At 70.9% G+C, this 17,281-nt stretch carries 16 protein-coding genes; 7 read left to right on the forward strand and 9 right to left on the reverse strand.

What is annotated here, in order from left to right; all coding sequences use genetic code 11:
• Positions 1-150: 150 nt before the first annotated feature.
• On the reverse strand, positions 151-1,878 hold the full coding sequence (locus F1599_RS21215; protein WP_223819796.1) for an autotransporter assembly complex protein TamA: 1,728 nt from the start codon (positions 1,876-1,878) through the stop codon (positions 151-153).
• A gap of 359 nt (positions 1,879-2,237) precedes the next feature.
• Here F1599_RS21215 and F1599_RS21220 point away from each other — a divergent pair, with 359 nt between their 5' ends.
• The 3 genes from F1599_RS21220 to panC all read left to right on the forward strand — a co-directional run bounded on the left by F1599_RS21220 (position 2,238) and on the right by panC (position 4,268).
• On the forward strand, positions 2,238-2,426 hold the full coding sequence (locus F1599_RS21220) for a DUF3460 family protein (RefSeq protein ID WP_149317714.1): 189 nt from the start codon (positions 2,238-2,240) through the stop codon (positions 2,424-2,426).
• A gap of 67 nt (positions 2,427-2,493) precedes the next feature.
• The gene (locus F1599_RS21225) at positions 2,494-3,372 is read left to right on the forward strand and encodes a segregation and condensation protein A (protein WP_150084408.1); all 879 of its coding nucleotides are present in this window, start codon (positions 2,494-2,496) and stop codon (positions 3,370-3,372) included.
• A gap of 47 nt (positions 3,373-3,419) precedes the next feature.
• Complete coding sequence (panC, locus tag F1599_RS21230; RefSeq protein WP_149317712.1) at positions 3,420-4,268, forward strand: pantoate--beta-alanine ligase; 849 nt, start codon at positions 3,420-3,422, stop codon at positions 4,266-4,268.
• Positions 4,269-4,466: 198 nt separating this feature from the next.
• On the opposite strand, the gene F1599_RS21235 is transcribed toward panC, so the two are convergent.
• Together F1599_RS21235 and F1599_RS21240 are read right to left on the reverse strand one after the other, a co-directional pair.
• Positions 4,467-5,666: a PepSY-associated TM helix domain-containing protein gene (locus F1599_RS21235; RefSeq protein WP_150084409.1), complete on the reverse strand. Its 1,200-nt coding sequence runs from the start codon at positions 5,664-5,666 to the stop codon at positions 4,467-4,469.
• Between the two features lie 248 nt (positions 5,667-5,914).
• On the reverse strand, positions 5,915-7,489 hold the full coding sequence (locus F1599_RS21240; protein WP_395896718.1) for a cobyric acid synthase: 1,575 nt from the start codon (positions 7,487-7,489) through the stop codon (positions 5,915-5,917).
• Positions 7,490-7,751: 262 nt separating this feature from the next.
• On the opposite strand from F1599_RS21240, the gene cobU reads away from it, so the two are divergent.
• From cobU to F1599_RS21260, 4 genes are all read left to right on the forward strand, one after another.
• Positions 7,752-8,471 (forward strand): bifunctional adenosylcobinamide kinase/adenosylcobinamide-phosphate guanylyltransferase, encoded by a 720-nt coding sequence (gene cobU / locus F1599_RS21245; protein WP_150084411.1) that lies wholly within the window; start codon positions 7,752-7,754, stop codon positions 8,469-8,471.
• Entirely contained in the window at positions 8,465-9,457 is a 993-nt protein-coding gene (cbiB, locus tag F1599_RS21250; protein ID WP_150084413.1) for an adenosylcobinamide-phosphate synthase CbiB, read from the forward strand. Before cobU ends, cbiB begins: the two co-directional genes overlap by 7 nt.
• Before the next feature lie 100 nt (positions 9,458-9,557).
• The gene (cobD, locus tag F1599_RS21255; protein ID WP_150084415.1) at positions 9,558-10,721 is read left to right on the forward strand and encodes a threonine-phosphate decarboxylase CobD; all 1,164 of its coding nucleotides are present in this window, start codon (positions 9,558-9,560) and stop codon (positions 10,719-10,721) included.
• 178 nt (positions 10,722-10,899) lie between these two features.
• On the forward strand, positions 10,900-11,760 hold the full coding sequence (locus F1599_RS21260) for a cobalamin-binding protein (RefSeq protein WP_395896722.1): 861 nt from the start codon (positions 10,900-10,902) through the stop codon (positions 11,758-11,760).
• A 163-nt stretch (positions 11,761-11,923) separates the two neighbouring features.
• Here F1599_RS21260 and F1599_RS21265 read toward each other — a convergent pair whose 3' ends face one another.
• The 6 genes from F1599_RS21265 to F1599_RS21290 are packed head-to-tail and all read right to left on the reverse strand — an operon-like array spanning position 11,924 to position 17,194.
• On the reverse strand, positions 11,924-12,601 hold the full coding sequence (locus tag F1599_RS21265; RefSeq protein WP_150084418.1) for a histidine phosphatase family protein: 678 nt from the start codon (positions 12,599-12,601) through the stop codon (positions 11,924-11,926).
• A complete protein-coding gene (locus tag F1599_RS21270) occupies positions 12,586-13,410 on the reverse strand; it encodes an adenosylcobinamide-GDP ribazoletransferase (RefSeq protein WP_150084536.1) in 825 nt (274 codons plus the stop codon). The genes F1599_RS21265 and F1599_RS21270 overlap by 16 nt, the downstream gene beginning before the upstream one ends.
• A 38-nt stretch (positions 13,411-13,448) precedes the next feature.
• Positions 13,449-14,606, reverse strand: a complete 1,158-nt coding sequence (cobT, locus tag F1599_RS21275) for a nicotinate-nucleotide--dimethylbenzimidazole phosphoribosyltransferase (RefSeq protein ID WP_223819798.1) — start codon at positions 14,604-14,606, stop codon at positions 13,449-13,451.
• A gap of 3 nt (positions 14,607-14,609) precedes the next feature.
• Positions 14,610-15,302 (reverse strand): cob(I)yrinic acid a,c-diamide adenosyltransferase, encoded by a 693-nt coding sequence (gene cobO, locus F1599_RS21280; RefSeq protein ID WP_223819799.1) that lies wholly within the window; start codon positions 15,300-15,302, stop codon positions 14,610-14,612.
• A gap of 31 nt (positions 15,303-15,333) precedes the next feature.
• Entirely contained in the window at positions 15,334-16,158 is an 825-nt protein-coding gene (locus tag F1599_RS21285) for an ABC transporter ATP-binding protein (protein ID WP_150084421.1), read from the reverse strand.
• A gap of 10 nt (positions 16,159-16,168) precedes the next feature.
• Entirely contained in the window at positions 16,169-17,194 is a 1,026-nt protein-coding gene (locus tag F1599_RS21290; RefSeq protein ID WP_149317986.1) for a FecCD family ABC transporter permease, read from the reverse strand.
• Positions 17,195-17,281: the final 87 nt, after the last annotated feature.

Genomic DNA, 17,281 nt, shown 5'->3' on the forward strand with positions numbered 1-17,281 from the left:
GCGCCATCGGAGGCATCAGAAGCATCAGAAGCATCAGAAGCATCAGAGGCATCGAAGCCATCGATGCAACCGGAGCTATCGAAGCGATCCAGGCGCCCCCGACGATCGCCTCATGCGCCGCTGCCGGCCGGCACGAAGGACGCATCGCCATCAGAATGCCACTCCCAGCGAGATATGCGGGCGGAATTGCCGCTCCTGGATGCCGTAGCCCACGTCGAGCTGGACCGGTCCCACCGGACTGCGCCAGCGCGCGCCGATGCCGACGCCGTGGTAGATGCGCACGCCGTCGAGGTTGTTGGTGGCGGTGCCGGCGTCCCAGAAGATCGCCGCGCCCCAGTCGGGCTTGAACCAGTACTGGTACTCCAGGCTCGTGGTGGCCAGGTACTTGGCCGGCAGCACGCTGGTGCCCCGCCGCGTGCCGATGGACTGGAAGCCGTAGCCGCGGATCGAATCGGTGCCGCCGGCGCGGAAGCGCAGCGTGGCGGGAATCTTGTCGGCGCTGCCGCTGGTCAGGTCCGCGCCAAGCTCCAGCCGGGCGACGATCAGGTCGCGGGTGCGCACCGGGATGTATTGCCGGATGCGGCCGTACAGGCGGACGAAGCTCTGGTCGGTCAGCAAGCCCTCCACCGCCGCGCCGATCTGGGTGTTGATGATATTGCCGCGGCGCGGGAACACCGGATTGTCGACATCGCGGCGGGTCCACGCGTATTGCGGCACCAGCGCCTTGCTCAGCTGGCGCGGCTGGTCGTACGGCTGCAGGTCGTCGTAGAAGAAATCGAGCGACAGCGCGGTGTCGTAGCGCTCGCGCGTGCGGGCGCGGCGCACGCCGGTACGCCAGCTCCGGGTGTCGGTATTCTCGATATCCAGCGTGCGCTCGTAGCTGGCGTAGACGCTGTTGCGGTAGGTCTTGCTGTCGGGCGGCATCGCCACCTCGGCGAAGGCGTATTGCCGCTTCTGCTCGATGCGGGCCTGCGAATCGAAGATCCAGGCGCGGTTGAACAGGTTGTAGTACGCGTAGCGCCCCTCGACCTGCGCGCCGGTATCGGTGTTGTAGCCGACGCCGGAGACGATCCGATGCACCGGATACTCGCGCACCCGCACATTGACCGGCGCAGTCACCGTGTCGCCATTGCCGTCGGCGTCCGGCACCGGATCGCCGAGCTCGACCAGCACATTGGAGAAGTACGGCTGGTTCTGGATCGCCCGCTGCAACTCCAGCAGCCGCTCGACGCGATAGGGCTCGCCGACGTACAGCGGATTGACGTTGCGCACGATCTGCTCGGGATAGCGCCGCGTGCCGCTGACCACCAGCGCGCCCATGCGGTAGGCCGGGCCGCTGTCGTAGGTCGCGCTCAGATCGGCGGCGCGCTCCTCGGGCTCGATGCGCGCCTGCGAGGCGGCCAGCTTCGCGCCGTAGTAGGCGTTGCTCTGCAGCTCGACCAGCGCGTCTTCCTTGGCCTTGTCCCAGTCGGACTGGCGAAACGGATCGCCGACCGGCAGGCCCCACTTCTTGCGCATCGCCTCGACCTGCTCGGGCGAGCGCGTGGCGGCGGGCCCGCGCACATCGACATCGACGTGGCGGATCAGCGTGCGGGCGCCCGGGTCGACCGTCACGTGGATCACGCGGCTGTCGCCGCTGCCCTCGACACGGGTGGTGGTCTGCGGATCGAACCAGCCTTCGGTGGCGGCGAAGGCCCGGACCTGGTCGCCAACCGTTTCGATCATGTACGCGATCTGGTCCTCGCCCAGGTCGGCCCGTTCGCGATAGCGGACCAGGTCCAGATGCTCTTCGAGGATGTCCTTCAGCGGCTCGGGCGCCTCCACCTGGACCCGGTAGGCCGCCTGGACCGGCGCCGGCAGCAGGACGAACAGCAGCACGAGCAGCGGGGCCAGCAGCGGGGCGAGCAGAGGAGTCGGCGGGCGAGCCGGCGGGGGAGGCAGGTGGGGAGCCAGGGAGGGTGCCGGCTGCGCGGCCAACCGCCGGGCAAACCACCGCGACGCCTGCGCGGACGCCACCGCGCCGCTGCCCCGGGGGCGGCGGAATCCGATGCGCATGATCCCGAGGTCCAATATCATCCGTCGTTGCGATCCGACAAAGTCGCTATTTGACCACACCCCACGGCCCGATCCCCAAACCCCGAGCGCCCCAGGCCGGCAAAGCCCGCCCCGGCATGGCAATACGGTAGAATCGCGGCAGTTTTCCATTCCCCTATAGCATTCTGTATAGCTTTCCTGCCATGGCCATGTACGAATCCGAGATCACCCAGTTCCTGAAGGCGCTCAAGCAGGAGCGCCCGTCGCTGGAGGCGGAACAGCGCCAAGGCCGCGCCCTGCTGTGGGACAAGGCCCCGATCGACCTCGAGGAGCGCCAGCGCGCCGAGGCATCGCGGGTCCCGCAGAAGCCCTACGTCTACTCGCTGGACTGATGCCGGCACGCATCCCGGCGCCGCGGCCCCGGCCGACCGCCGCGATGCGTGCGCAACCGCCCCACTCATGAACCATAGCGAACAGGACAAGCTCGCGCTCGCGCTCGAGCTGCCCAGCGCGGCGCCCGAGGGCGCCTCGCCGGACACGGTCGACGGCATGGCGTTCGCGCGCCTGTACGGCGAGCCGCTGTTCCAGCTGCCGCAGGACCTGTATATCCCGCCCGACGCGCTCGAGATCTTCCTCGAAGCGTTCGAAGGACCGCTGGACCTGCTGCTGTACCTGATTCGCAAGCAGAACTTCAATGTGCTCGACATCCCGATGTCGCAGGTCACGCACCAGTACCTGGCGTATGTCGAGCAGATCCGCAAGAGCAATCTGGAGCTGGCGGCCGAATACCTGCTGATGGCCGCGATGCTGATCGAGATCAAGTCGCGCATGCTGCTGCCGGTCAAGAAGGCCGACAGCGACGAGGACGCCGAAGACCCGCGCGCCGAGCTGGTGCGCCGGCTGCTCGAATACGAGCAGATGAAGCTCGCCGCGCAGAAGCTCGATCAGGTGCCGCAGCTGGGCCGCGATTTCCTGCGCTCGCAGGTCTACATCGAGCAGAGCCTGGCGCCGCGCTTCCCCGACGTCGACACCACCGACCTGCAGGCCGCCTGGGCCGACGTGCTCAAGCGCGCCAAGCTGAACCAGCACCACAAGATCTCGCGCGAGGAACTGTCCGTGCGCGAGCACATGAGCCAGATCCTGCGCCGGCTGCAGCATGCCCGCTTCATGGAGTTCACCGAGCTGTTCGAGGATGCGATCCGCTCGGGCAAGGGCGTGCCGGTGGTGGTGGTCAATTTCATCGCGATGCTCGAGCTGTCGCGCGAGTCCCTGGTCGAAATCACCCAGGCCGAGCCCTATGCGCCGATCTACGTGCGCCTGGCCTATACCCCCGCATAGCCCCGGCATCGCCGCGCGCTTTTCCTGACGAGCAGTACACCGCATCCATGAAAGTCATTTCCTCCATTCACGAGCTGCGCGACCAGTTGCGCGGCCAGAACCGGATCGCCTTCGTCCCGACCATGGGCAATCTGCACGAAGGCCATCTGTCGCTGATGCGGCTGGCGCGCCAGCATGGCGATCCAGTGGTGGCCTCGATCTTCGTCAATCGGCTGCAGTTCGGTCCCAACGAGGATTTCGACAAGTATCCGCGCACGCTGCAGGACGACATCGAGAAGCTGCAGAAGGAAGGCGTCTACGTGCTGTTCGCGCCCACCGAGCGCGACATGTACCCGGAACCGCAGGAATACCGCGTCGATCCGCCGCACGACCTGGGCGACATCCTGGAGGGCGAATTCCGCCCGGGCTTCTTCAATGGCGTCTGCACGGTGGTGATGAAGCTGTTCTCGTGCGCGCAGCCGCGCGTCGCGGTGTTCGGCAAGAAGGACTACCAGCAGCTGATGATCGTGCGGCGCATGGCAAACCAGTTCGCGCTGCCGATCGACATCGTGCCGGCCGAGACCGTGCGGGCCGAGGACGGCCTGGCGCTGTCGTCGCGCAACCGCTATCTGTCGCCGGACGAGCGGGCCGAGGCGCCGATGCTGTACCGCACGCTGCATCAGGTGCGCGACCAGGTGCTGGCCAACGCCGGCCGCGGCCTCGAACTGACCGCGGTCGAGGCGCAGGCGCTCGATGCGCTGAAGGCCCGCGGCTGGAAGCCCGACTACGTGTCGATCCGCAAGCGCAGCAATCTGCAGGCACCGAGCCGCGATGAATACGCGGCCGGCGAACCGCTGGTGGTGCTGGCCGCCGCCAAGCTCGGCGCCACGCGCCTGATCGACAATCTGGAAATCTAGCGGGCAAGGCCGGCGGCGCCAGGCCTGCCGGCCCTGCCCCCCTTCCCGCCTTTCCCGCCTTCCCCGCCTTCCCCGCCTTCCCCGCCTTCTCCGCTCCCGCTTTCCCGACTCCGTGTCAGCGCCCGTCCCGCGCGCGCAGGGACCGGCACGGCTGCTGCCGGCCGCGCCCGGGCGAAATCGCACGGGCGCTGCACGGCGTCAGCGGCGTACTGCCTGCCGCTGCTCGGTCTTCTTCAGATGGCGCCGGTGGCCGCGCTGGCGCTTCCACCAGATCAGCACGCCGGTCAGCGCAAACAGCAGCGGCGTCAGCCCGAACGCGGAGATGAAGATGCGGCCCGGCATGCCGAAGGCCTCGCCGGTATGCAGCGGATACATCCAGTTCAGCACGGTGTCACCGGCCGGCGCGGCGAACGGATCGCGCACGCCGAGGCGGGCACCGGTATAGGCATCGAGCCACAGCCGGGTCGCGCCGCTGCCCTGGCGCACCTCGCCCGGCTGGCGCAGCCGGATCTCGTAGACATCGGTCGGCTGGCGCGGGAAGGTCACGCGCGACACGATCGCCTTCGGGTACAGCGCCTGCGCCGCCTGCACGGCCTGTTGCGTGCCCATCGGCATGGCCCCCTCGTAGGGCGGCGTGGACGCCGGCCGTGCCGGCGCGGTGACCGTCATCACGCTGCCGACCAGCGGCGTGACCCACTTCGGCAGATTCAGATACCAGCCCGAAAACGCGATCGTCGCCAGCACCGGCGCGGCCAGGATGCCGCCGGCGCGATGCAGCGAATAGTTCAGCCGCCACCACGAGCCGCCGTGCGTGATGCGAAACGCCTGCAGGATCGCGCGCGCCTTCAGCTTGGGCCACCACAGCGCGATGCCGGCCAGCACCGTGAACAGCAGCAGCATGCCGCCCACGCCGGCCACGGTCTTGCCGGTATCGCCGGCGAGCAGATAGTGATGCAGATGGAAGAGCGTGGGCATCAGCAACGGGCGCGACAGCCCGGGCTCGCCCCAGACGCGTTCGCCCTTGATCGCCAGCGTGGCCGGATCGATCATCACCTGGCGCGAGCGGCCCGGCACCGGGGCGGCCTTGCCCGGCTCCTTGACGTGATACCAGGCGATGAAGACGTCGCGCTCCGACACCGGCAGCATCAGCATCCTCGGCTTGCCGTATTGCGGATCGGCCTTCAGCTTCGCGACGACTTCCTGCACGGCGTCGGCACGCAGCGGCAGCGACACCGGCGCGGAGGCCACCAGCAGCTCGGGATTGAGCGCGGCGTCGATCTCGTGGCGCCACGACAGCACGGTGCCCGTCAGGCCCAGCAGCACGAACAGCACGCCGAGCCACAGGCCGATATACAGATGGAGTTTGACGAGCAGGACGCGCAGGCGGCCGGTAACCATGGTGTGGAACGATGGCGCGGCCGGCCGATACCGGCGCGCACTACGAGGCTGACAAAGCCGACAAGTGTAGCAGGCCGGTCTTGCGGGACGTCGGCCGGCGCCTCGATCTGGGCGATGCCGGCGCCGCGCTCGGACCGCGCCCGTGGCTTCGGCCGGCGGCTGGCCTCAGCCGGCCGCCGGCTTCTGCTCGCGGCTTGCCTGTCGGTGGCCGCTTCACCGCGCGGCGCGCTTCAGGCCTCGGGCCGACCTCAGCTTGCAGCCGGCCGCAGCGGCGCCAGCAAGGCGCTCAGGTCCAGATGCGCGGCCATCGTATCGGCGAGGCGTTCGAGCGATGCTTCGCGCAGCGCGGCCAGGTCGACTCCGTCGGCGCCATCCAGACCGGCCCAGCGCAGCAACGCTGCACAGCCCGCCGGATGGTCGAACAGCCCATGCAGATAGGTGGCCAGCACCTGGCCATCGTCGGACAGCGCACCGTCGGCGCGGCCGTCGTCGAGCCGCAGCGCGGGCCGCGCCAGCGCCGGGCCTTCGGTGACGCCCAGATGGATCTCGTAGCCCGCAACGCTGGCGTCCGCCTGCGGCAGGGCCAGCGTGCCACGCGCCTGGCGCAACTGCTTGTCGGCGGCCAGCACGGTGGCGAAGTCGAGCAGGCCCAGCCCGTCGCTGCCGCCGGGCGCACCCTCCCTTCCGTCCGGATCCTCGATGCGGCGCCCCAGCATCTGCATGCCGCCGCAGATGCCGACGACCTTGCCGCCATAGCGCAGATGCCGCAGCAGCGCGCGGTCCCAGCCCTGCTGGCGCAGGAACGCCAGATCGGCGCGCACGCTCTTGCTGCCCGGCAGCACGATCAGATCGGCAGGCGGGATCGGCATGCCAGGGCCGATCCAGCGCAGGTCCACGCGTGGATGGGCGCGCAGCGCGTCGAAATCGGTATGGTTCGAAATGCGCGGCAGCACCGGCACGATCACGCGCAGGCGCGGCGCGCCCTCATCCTTGGCCGACTGCGTGGCGGCCACCGCGTCCTCGGCATCCAGATGGAGGCCATGCAGATAGGGCAGCACGCCCAGCACGGGCTTGCCGGTGCGCGCACGCAGCCAGTCCAGCCCCGGTTCGAGCAGCCCGATATCGCCGCGGAAGCGATTGATGATGAAGCCCTTGACGCGCGCGCGCTCGCTGGCCGACAGGCAGTCCAGCGTGCCGACCAGATGCGCGAACACGCCGCCGCGGTCGATATCGGCGACCAGCACCACCGGGCAATCGACCGCCTCGGCAAAGCCCATGTTGGCGATGTCGCGCTCGCGCAGATTGACCTCGGCCGGGCTGCCCGCGCCTTCGACCAGCACCACGTCGTAGCCCTCGCGCAGGCGCCGGTGCGAGGCCAGCACGGCCTGCATCGCGACCGGCTTGTACGCGTGATAGGCGCGGGCATCGAGGTCCAGCCGGGCGCGGCCATGGATGATGATCTGCGCACCGGTGTCGCTGCTCGGCTTGAGCAGCACGGGGTTCATGTCGGTGTGGGGCGCCAGCCCGGCCGCCTGGGCCTGCAACGCCTGCGCGCGGCCGATCTCGCCGCCGTCGGCGGTGACGGCGCTGTTCAGCGCCATGTTCTGCGGCTTGAACGGGGCCACCCGTACCCCGGCACGCGCCAGCAGCCGGCACAGGCCCGCGACCACGGTGCTCTTGCCGGCGTCGGAGGTCGTGCCCTGGATCATCAGCGTGCCGCGCAACAGCGAGGCGTAGGGAATGGGGACGGCCGGTGCGTGGTCGGCGGCGTCGGCTGAGCCTGCTGCTTCGGGGGGATCGGTCGGATCGGGATAGGCTTGCATCGCGGCGATTATCGCATCGGCCCATGCCCGGCCATCGGCATCCTGCGCCTGGCCCTGGGGCCGACCGCCGTACCGGTCCCCACACCGATCCGCCGCATCGATCCGCCGCATCGATCCGCCACATCGATCCGCCACATCGATCCGCCACATCGATCTGCCGCATCGATCTGCCGCATCGATCCCTCGCCTCGGTCCCCGCACCACACCGAGCCCCGCGCCGATCCGCCCTGGCAGCACGCGATGCGCCCGCTACAATACCCGGATGGAACCCAAGGCCCCTCCTCACGCCGGCACCGGCCCCGCCGACACGCCGTCCGACGTCGCGCTGCCCACCGGCGAAGCGGCCATCGCGGTGGCCACCCAGACGGCCGTCGGCCTGCCCAGGCCCGGGCCGCGCGAGCTGACGCTGGTGCTGGGTGGCGCGCGCTCCGGCAAGAGCCACTTCGCCGAGCAGCTGGCCACCGATCACGCCCTGGCCACCGGCGGTCCGGTGACCTATATCGCCACCGCGCGCGAGGACCCGGACGACACCGACGAGGAGATGCAGCTGCGCATCGCGCTGCATCGCGCGCGGCGCCCCGCCGACTGGAACCTGGTCGAGGAGCCGCTGCATCTGGCCGACGCGCTGTACGCGCATGCCCGCCGCGAGGGCTGCATCCTGGTCGACTGCATGACGGTCTGGCTCAACAACCTGATCTTCCTCGACAAGCGTGCCTATCCCGAGCACGGCGTCATCACGCCGCCGCCGGCCTTCACCGAGGAGATGGACGCGCTGCTGGCCGCGCTGCCGACGCTGCCCGGCCACGTGATCCTGGTTTCCAACGAGATCGGCTTCGGCGTGGTGCCGATGGGCGCGATCACGCGCTTCTACGTCGACGAACTCGGCCGCCTGAACCAGAAGCTGGCCGCCGCCGCGGACCGCGTGCGCCTGCTGGTCGCCGGCCTGCCGGTCGCGATCAAGGGACCGGACCCGGCATGGTGAGTTCGCTGTGGCCCGCGGCGCCGCTGGCGCCGGGCGCCGCCATTGCGCTGACGGCCCTCGCAGGGGCGGGACTCGACCGCTGGCTCGGCGAGCCGCGCCGCTGGCATCCGCTGGTCGGCTTCGGGCGACTGGCCAATGCCGCCGAGCGCGCGCTGAACCGGCCGGGACCTCGCTGGCGCCAACGTGGCATCGGATTGATGGCCTGGTCCGTGCTGGTGCTCGGACCCGCGGCGCTGGCCGCGCTGCTGATCGCTGCCGCCACCGAACTTGCCGGTGCCTGGCTGGGCTGGCTGCTGCATGCGCTGGGCCTGTATGCCACGCTGGGCGCGCGCAGCCTGTGCCAGCATATCGAACCGATCGCCAGCGCACTGGCCGACGGGAACCTGCCGCAAGCACGCCAGCTGACCGCGCGCATCGTCTCGCGCGACACCGCGGACGCCGATGCGCCCGCACTGGCCCGCGCGGCCTGCGAATCGGCACTCGAGAACGGCAACGACGCGATCTTCGGCGCGCTGTTCTGGTTCCTGATCGGCGGCGCCCCGGCGGCGATCGCCTATCGGCTCGCCAATACGCTCGATGCGATGTGGGGCTACCGGACCGAGCGCCTGCTGCATTTCGGCTGGGCCGCGGCCCGCCTCGACGATCTGCTGAATCTGATTCCCGCGCGGCTGACCGCGCTGTCCTATGCGCTGCTCGGCTCGACCGCGCGCGCCCTGCGCTGCTGGCGCGTGCAGGCCCCGGCGTGGTCCAGTCCGAACGCCGGCCCCGTGATGGCGGCGGGCGCCGGTGCCCTCGGTGTCGCGCTCGGCGGTCCGGCCCGCTACCACGGCCAGTGGGAAGCGCGTCCGCCGCTGGGCGAAGGCCAGCCGCCGGGCGCCGCCGACGTCATGGCCAGCCTGCGGCTGGTGCGGCGAACGCTGTGGCTTTGGCTGGCCCTGGCCGTCGCGTACGGCATCGTCGCCCAGTGTTTGGCGCTGTCGCGATGAACCATCCGCATCCCTTGCCCCCTCCGATCCGCCACGGCGGCAATCTGCTGGCGCTGACGCTCGCCTGCGGCATCGTCGCCCAACGGCTGGCGCTGTCGCGATGAACCACCCGCATTCCCTGCCCCCTCCGATCCGCCACGGCGGCAATCTGCTGGCCGCGGTGCGCCGCTACGGCCGCGACCCGGCCGACTGGCTCGACCTGTCGACCGGCATCAATCCGGACGGCTATCCGGTGCCGCCGTTGCCGGCCGACTGCTGGCAGCGGCTGCCGCAGGACGACGATGGCCTCGCGGAGATCGCCGCCCGCGCCTACGGCTCGCCGCATGCCCTGCCGGTCGCCGGTTCGCAGGCCGCGATCCGCACGCTGCCCGCGCTGCTGCCGCCGGGCCGCGTCGGCATCGCCGCGCTCGGTTACAGCGAGTACGCGCCGGCGTTTGCCGCCGCCGGCCATCGCGTGGTGCCGCTGGACGAGGCTGACTTCTCGCATCCGGCCCTTGCCGATGGCCTAGACCATCTGGTGGTCGTCAATCCGAACAATCCGACCGGGCGCATCGTGCCGCGCGAGCGCCTGCTGGGCTGGCATGCCGCGCTGGCCGCGCGCGGCGGCACGCTGCTGGTCGACGAGGCCTTCGCCGATGCGTGGGTTACCGATGAAGGCGGTGGCTCGCTGGCGGCGGACAGCAACCGTGCCGGCCTGATCGTGCTGCGCTCGCTGGGCAAGTTCTATGGGCTCGCCGGGGTGCGCTGCGGCTTCGTGCTGGCGCAACCGGCGCTGCTGCAGGCGCTGGCCGAGCGTCTTGGGAATTGGACCGTGTCCGGCCCGGCACGCGCGGTGGCACGGCTGGCGCTGCGCGATACCGATTGGCAGGCCGCCACGCGGGCGCGGCTGCGCGTGGCGAGCGCCCGGCTCGATGCGCTGCTGCGCCGGCATGGCCTGGCGCCGGTCACCTTGCCGCTGTTCGCCTGGGTGCCGCATGCCGATGCCGAGCGCATGCATCAGGCGCTGGCGCATGCTGGCGTCTGGACCCGGCTGTTCGATGCACCGGTGGCGTCCTTGGCTTCGCGGGAGGCCGCCGGCGGTCGTCCCGGGGATTTCGCTGGCGGTCGCCCCGGGGATTCATCCGGCGATTCCACGGCCAAGTCCCCCAGCGATACCACCGGCAATACCGCCAGGCTCCCGAGCCTGCGCCTCGGCCTGCCGCCCGATCGCGAGGCCTGCTGGCAGCGGCTGGCCGATGCCCTCGCCACCATTCTTCCGCTCTGACATGTCCCTGTTGCCGTTCCTGTCCCGCCGACGTCGGCCGCACGCCGCCACGCGTTCCGCCGCCACGTGTTCTGCCGCCACGCGTTCCGCCGGGCCTTCAGCCACGCGTTTTGCCACGCGTTCTGCCGCCCACGGTCTTGCCGCCATCGCATGCCTTGCCACGGCGTTAGCGGCCGCCGTGCCCATCGATGCGCGCGCCGCGGTCTCCGTCGTCGACGATGCCGGCCAGACCATCACGCTGGTGCAGCCGGCGCGCCGCATCGTGTCGCTGGCCCCGCATGTCACGGAGATGCTGTTCGCTGCGGGGGGCGGCGACCGCATCGTCGGCACCGTGAACTACAGCGACTACCCGCCCGAGGCGCGCGCAATCGTGCGGGTCGGCGACAACAAGGCGCTCGATCTCGAACGCATCGCGGCACTGAAGCCCGACCTGATCGTGGTCTGGCGGCATGGCAACGCGCAGAAGCAGACCGAACGGCTGCGCGCGCTGGGCCTGCCGCTGTTCCACAGCGAGCCGCGGCGCTTGATGGCGGTGCCCGACAACATCGAGAAGCTGGGCGTGCTGCTCGGCACCGGCCCGACCGCGCACGCCGCGGCCGAACGGCTGCGCGCGCGCATTGCCGCGCTGGGCAAGGCCCACGCTGCGCGTCCGCCGGTGTCGGTGTTCTATCAGGTCTGGCAGCAACCGCTGATGACGCTGAACGGCCAGCATATGGTCAGCGACATGCTGGCGCTGTGCGGCGGCCGCAATGTGTTCGCCGACGAGACGCCGCTGGTGCCGACGATTTCGGTGGAAGCGGTACTCGCGCGCAATCCCGAGGCGATGATCACGGCCAGCATGGGCGCGACGCAGTCGGACCGGCCGCTGGCGGATTTCGCGCAATGGCAGCGCTGGCAGCAGCTGACGGCGGTGGCGCGCGGCAACTTGTTCACGATCGACGGCGATCTCATCAATCGGGCCGGACCGCGCGCCATCGATGCGGCGGAGATCCTGTGCCGCCAGCTGGAGATCGCGCGAAGCCGGCGGCCTGCGCAGTAGCGCGGCGCCGGGGCGGCCGCCGCCCGGCCCGCTCTGCGTCCCCCGCTGCGTCGGTCTCTGCGGTCTACCTGTGGGTCGGCTTGCGACGGCTATGCACGGTTATGCGTCGACCTTTGTGTCGGCTTTGTGCGTCGGCTTTGTGCGTAGGGCTGTGCATCGTCCCTCAGCCGACCGTACGGTTCCACCACAACAGGCGCGCCGGCCGCACCGCGCCCGGATCGAGCCGGAAGCCGCAGCTGGCGCCCCAGCCGAGCTGCCAGTCGAGCGTGTCGGACAGCGGCAGGCCCAGCCAATGCGCCGCGAGCATCCGCATCGGGCCGGCGTGGCCGACCACCCACAGGCATGATTCAGGCTCGGGCTCTGACACGGACGCGGACGCGGACGCGAGCACGGAAGGAGACGCTTGCAGCGAATCGGCCCACCCGGCCACGCGGGCGTATGCCCTGCGCGCCGATTCGCCGCCATGCGGGCAGGCATCCATCAGGTCTGCCGCCCACTGATCGAGCCTCTCCCGCGGCACCGCATCCCAGCGCTGCCCTTCCCAGGCGCCGAAGTCGAGTTCGTGCAGCCGGGCATCGCTGTCGATCGTCAGCGCCGTTCCACCGGCTTGCGTCATGAACGCCTGTGCGATGCGCTGCGCGGTAGCGCGAGCGCGCTGCGCGGGGCTGCAGACGATCCGCGCCGGTGGCGGCACACCGTTGGCGCGAGCCGCCGCCGATGCGGCATTCAGGATCGCATCGGCCGGCGGCGACATCGGCTCGACCAGCGGCAGATCCAGCCGCCCATAGCAGACCCCATCGTCAACCGCGGGATGCGCGTGCCGGATCAGGACCAGATCCATGCCGCCGCCAGCAGATAGATCAGCAGTTCGCCGAGCTGCTGCGCCATGCCGAGACAGTCGCCGGTATAGCCGCCGATGCGGCGCACGAAATAGCGCCCAAGAACCAGCCGCAGCAGCGCCAGCGCGGCGATAGCCGCGACACCGAAGCCGGGCGCGACGGCCAGCAGCGGCAGCGCGCCGCAGGCGAGCACCAGCGCCAGGCCGCGCGGCGACAGCCGCTGCGCGACCGGCTTGGCCTTGCCCTCGGGACGCACGTAGTCGAGCGTCGCCAGATAGCTGACCGCCATCGCACGGCTGGCGGCATGCGCGGCCACCAGCACCAGCAGCAATTCGCGCAGCCCGCCGCGCTGGCCGAGCGCCAGCAGCAGTTGCCATTTCAGCAGCAGGGCCAGCACCAGCGCCAGCGCACCGAAGGTACCGATGCGCGAGTCGTGCATGATGCGCAGCACGTCCTCGCGCCGGTAGCCGCCGCCGAAGGCATCGACGCAGTCGGCCAGGCCGTCCTCGTGGAAGGCCCCGGTCAGCAGCAGCGTGGCGCCGATGCCGATCAGCACCGCGACCGCGGGCGGCCACAGCAGCCACGCGGCCAGCGTCGCCAGCGCGCCAATGGCGCCGACCATCAGGCCGACCAGCGGGAAATAGCGGGCGGCGGCATGCAGATAGTGCGGGGCGAAGCCGACCCAGGCCGGCACCGGCACGCGGGTGAAATAGCCGACCGCGGTCAGCAGGTAGCGCAGCTCGTCGCAGGCGCGGTGCAACAGGGGATGGGCCGGCCGCCGCGGCGGCGCGGGCGTGGGCTCGGTCGGCATCGTCGTCATGGGCGGAAGGCGGAGAGGATGGCGCGAGTCTATCGCGCGGACGCGTCGGCGCCGTCGTTCGCGTCCGCGGTCGCGCTGGCCGTGCTGACACCCGCCGCGCCGAAGGTCGCCATCTCGCGCAGGAAGGCCACCGCCGATACCACCAGCGGATACGCCAGCGCGGCGCCGCTACCCTCGCCCAGCCGCAGGTCCAGCGCCAGCAGCGGCCGCGCGCCGAAGTGCTCGAGCAGCGCGCGATGGCCCTGCTCGTGCGAGCAGTGCGAGAACACGCAGTACGGCAACACCTTGGGATCGAGGCGGCTGGCAACCAGCAGCGCCGCCGACGCGATGAAGCCGTCGACGAGGATCACCATGCGCTGCGACGCCGCGGCGAGGAAGGCGCCCGCCATCATCGCGATCTCGAAGCCGCCCAGGGCGGCCAGGGCATCGAGTGGTTCCACCGCATCGGCATGCCGCGCCAGCGCGCGCTCGAGCAGCGCCAGCTTGCGCGCGAGCCCGGCATCGTCCAGGCCGGTGCCGCGCCCGACGCAGGCGGCGATCGGCAGGCCGGTCAGCCGGCTGACCAGACAGGCGGCGGCCGAGGTATTGCCGATGCCCATCTCGCCAAAGCCGATCACATTGGTGCCCTGCGCGGCATGGTGCATCACGCGCGCGACGCCCGCCGCCAGCGCGGCCTCGGCCTGCTCGCGCCGCATCGCCGGTTCGTCGACGAAGTTGCGCGTGCCCGCATCGATGCGGCAGTCCACCAGACCCTGTGCCACGCCCGGCGGCACGCGCACGCCGGCATCGACCACCTCGAGCGCCATGCCGTGCTGGCGCGCGAACACATTGATCGCCGCGCCGCCGGCGGCAAAATTGCGGACCATCTGCACGGTGACGTCGGCCGGATAGGCGCTGACGCCGGCATCGGCGATGCCATGGTCGGCGGCAAACACGATCATCGCCGGGCGCCGCAGTTCGGGACGTGCGCTGCGCTGGATCAGCCCGATCTGCAGGGCCAGCGATTCCAGCCGGCCGAGCGCGCCGAGCGGCTTGGTCTTGTCGTCGATGGCCGCCTGCAGCGTCGGACGCAGCGCCTCGTCCAGCGGTGCGATCGTAGGGAACGCGAAGTGCGAATCGGTGTTCAAGGCGGTGTTCGATGCGGTGTTCGATGCGGTGTTCGGCACGGTGTTGGATACGGACGTCATGGCTTACATCTCGATGCCGCGCTGGGCCTTGATGCCCTGCTGGAACGCATGCTTGACCGGCGTCATCTCGGTGACGGTATCGGCCGCCTCGATCAGCGCGGGCGGCGCGCCGCGGCCGGTGATCACCACATGCTGCATGGGCGGACGCGCGCGCAAATCGGCGATCACGGTATCGACGTCCAGATAGTGCAGCTTCAGCGCGATATTCAGTTCGTCGAGCAGCACCAGCCCGATCGACGGGTCGCGCAGCAGCCCGCGCGCGACCTCCCACGCGGCCTCGGCCTTGGCCACATCGCGCGCGCGGTCCTGGGTCTCCCAGGTATAGCCCTCGCCCATCACGTGGAAGCGGCATTGCTCGGGAAAACGCCGCAGGAACATCTCCTCGCCGCTGGGAAACGCGCCCTTGATGAACTGCACCACGCCGGCCTGCATGCCGTGGCCGAGCGCGCGGATCACCATGCCGAAGCCCGAGCTCGACTTGCCCTTGCCGTTGCCGGTGGTGATCACGATCACGCCGCGCTCGTCCTGCGCGGCGGCGATCTTCGCGTCGACCACCGCCTTCTTGCGGACCATGCGGGCCTTGTGGCGTTCGTCGCGGCCGTCGATGTCGTTGCGGCCATCGATCGCGTTGCTGCCGCTGCTGCCGTTGTTGTCGTTATTGCCGTGGTTCTCGTTGTCGTCGTGGTCGGTTGTCATGGCGGTAAGCGGTAAGCGGCGCGGCCGTGCCTCAGGCCGGACCATTGGCGATCAACGCCGTATGCGCGCCCTGCGCGACGGCGACGATCGGCGTGCGCAGCGCGCGCGAGCAGTGGGCGGGCGTCAGAATCTCGTCGGCCGGGCCGTGCAGGCAGCTGCCGTCCTCGGCCATCAGCAGCGCGTGCGTGGCATAGCGGCGCGCCAGGTTCAGGTCATGCAGGATCAGCATCGCGGCATGGCGGCCGGCGCGCGTCAGGCGCGCGAGCGTGTCCAGCACCAGGATCTGATGGCGTAGGTCCAGATGCGCCAGCGGTTCGTCGAGCAGCAGCAGCGGCGCCTGCTGCGCCAGCACCGCGGCCAGCGACACCCGTTGGCGCTCGCCGCCGGACAGCGTCAGCACGTCGCGGCCGGCCAGCCCGGACAGGTCGAGCGCTTCGAGCAGCGCGGCCACCACCGCGTCGTCGTCGCGGCCGCTCCAGCCCCATCCCGACAGATGCGGGTGGCGGCCGACGGCGACCGCGTCGTGCACGGTCATCGAGAAGGTGTCGTGAATGGCCTGCGGCAGGTAGGCGCGCTGCCTGGCCAGGACCTCGGGCCGCTGGCGCGCCAGCGTGGCCAGCGGCTCGCCGTCGAGACGGACTTCGCCGCGCTCGGCAGGGCGCAGCCCGGCGAGCACCGCCATCAGCGTCGATTTGCCGACGCCGTTGGGGCCGAGCACGCACCACAGCTCGCCCGGCCGCATGGTGAAGTCGAGCGCGTCGAACAGCGTCTTGCCGCCCGCGCGCAAGCCCAGACCGTGCAGGGACAGCCGCGGGCAAGGCACGGTGGGGACGGTCCAGTCGGCGGCGGTCGTCATTGCGGATCCTTCATCGGGGCCGGCGCAGCAGCAGGAACAGGAAGGTCGGCACGCCGAGCAGCGCCGTGATGACGCCGACCGGCAATTGCGCCGGCGCGATCACGGTCCGCGCGATCAGGTCCGCCGCCATCAGCAGCGTGCCGCCCAGCAGCGCCGCGGCGGGCAACAGCAGGCGCTGGTCGTTGCCCCAGGCGAGCCGCACCAGATGCGGCACCACCAGCCCGACGAAGCCGATCGAGCCGGCCGTGGTGATGGCCGCCGCAATCGACAGCGAGGCCACCAGGTAGGCCGACAGGCGTACCCGGCCGACGCGCACGCCCAGCGACTGGGCCACGGTCTCGCCGAGCAGCATCACGTTCAGCGCGCGCGCCATCGGCAGCGTCAGCAGCAGCGCCAGCACCAGCGTGCCGAGCGCGAGCCCGTAGCTGGCGGTGCCGCCCAGATCGCCGGTCAGCCAGAACAGCATGCCGCGCAGCCGGCCCTCGGGCGCGATGCTCAGGATCAGCGTGATGACCGCCCCCCAGCCCGCGGCCAGGATCACGCCGGTCAGCAGCAGCCGCGAGCCCGCCTCATGATGGCCGCCCTGGACCTGGGGATGCAGCAGATCGCGCCGCGCCAGCGTGGCGACCAGCACCATCGACACCAGCGCGCCGCCGGCGGCGCCGGCCTGCACGGTCCACAGCGGCGCCAGCGCCAGCATCGCCAGCAACGCACCGGTGGCCGCGCCGCCCGACACGCCGAGCACATAGGGCTCGGCCAGCGGATTGCGCAGCAGCACCTGCATCAGCGCGCCGGACAGCGCCAGCAGTCCGCCGCAGGCGAACGCGGCCGCGGCGCGCGGCAGCCGCAGCTCGCGCACGATGGCCACGGCGGTCTGGCTGGCCCCGTCGGAATCGCCCGATGCATCGGTCAGCCCGAACAGCGCGTGCCAGACCTCGCTCGGCGACAGGCCGACGCTGCCGACCGCCAGCGACAGCAGGAACACCGCCACGGCGGCACCGGCCAGCAGCGCGCACACGGCCAGCGCGCGCCGCATCTCAGCGGCGCCGCGCATCGAACTGCCTGCCGTCGTGCCCGCCGACGCCGCGGTCCGCATCATGGTCCCTGGTTCCGGCGATGCCGC

It is taken from the genome of Cupriavidus cauae, from assembly GCF_008632125.1.
Taxonomy (GTDB): Bacteria; Pseudomonadota; Gammaproteobacteria; order Burkholderiales; family Burkholderiaceae; genus Cupriavidus; species Cupriavidus cauae.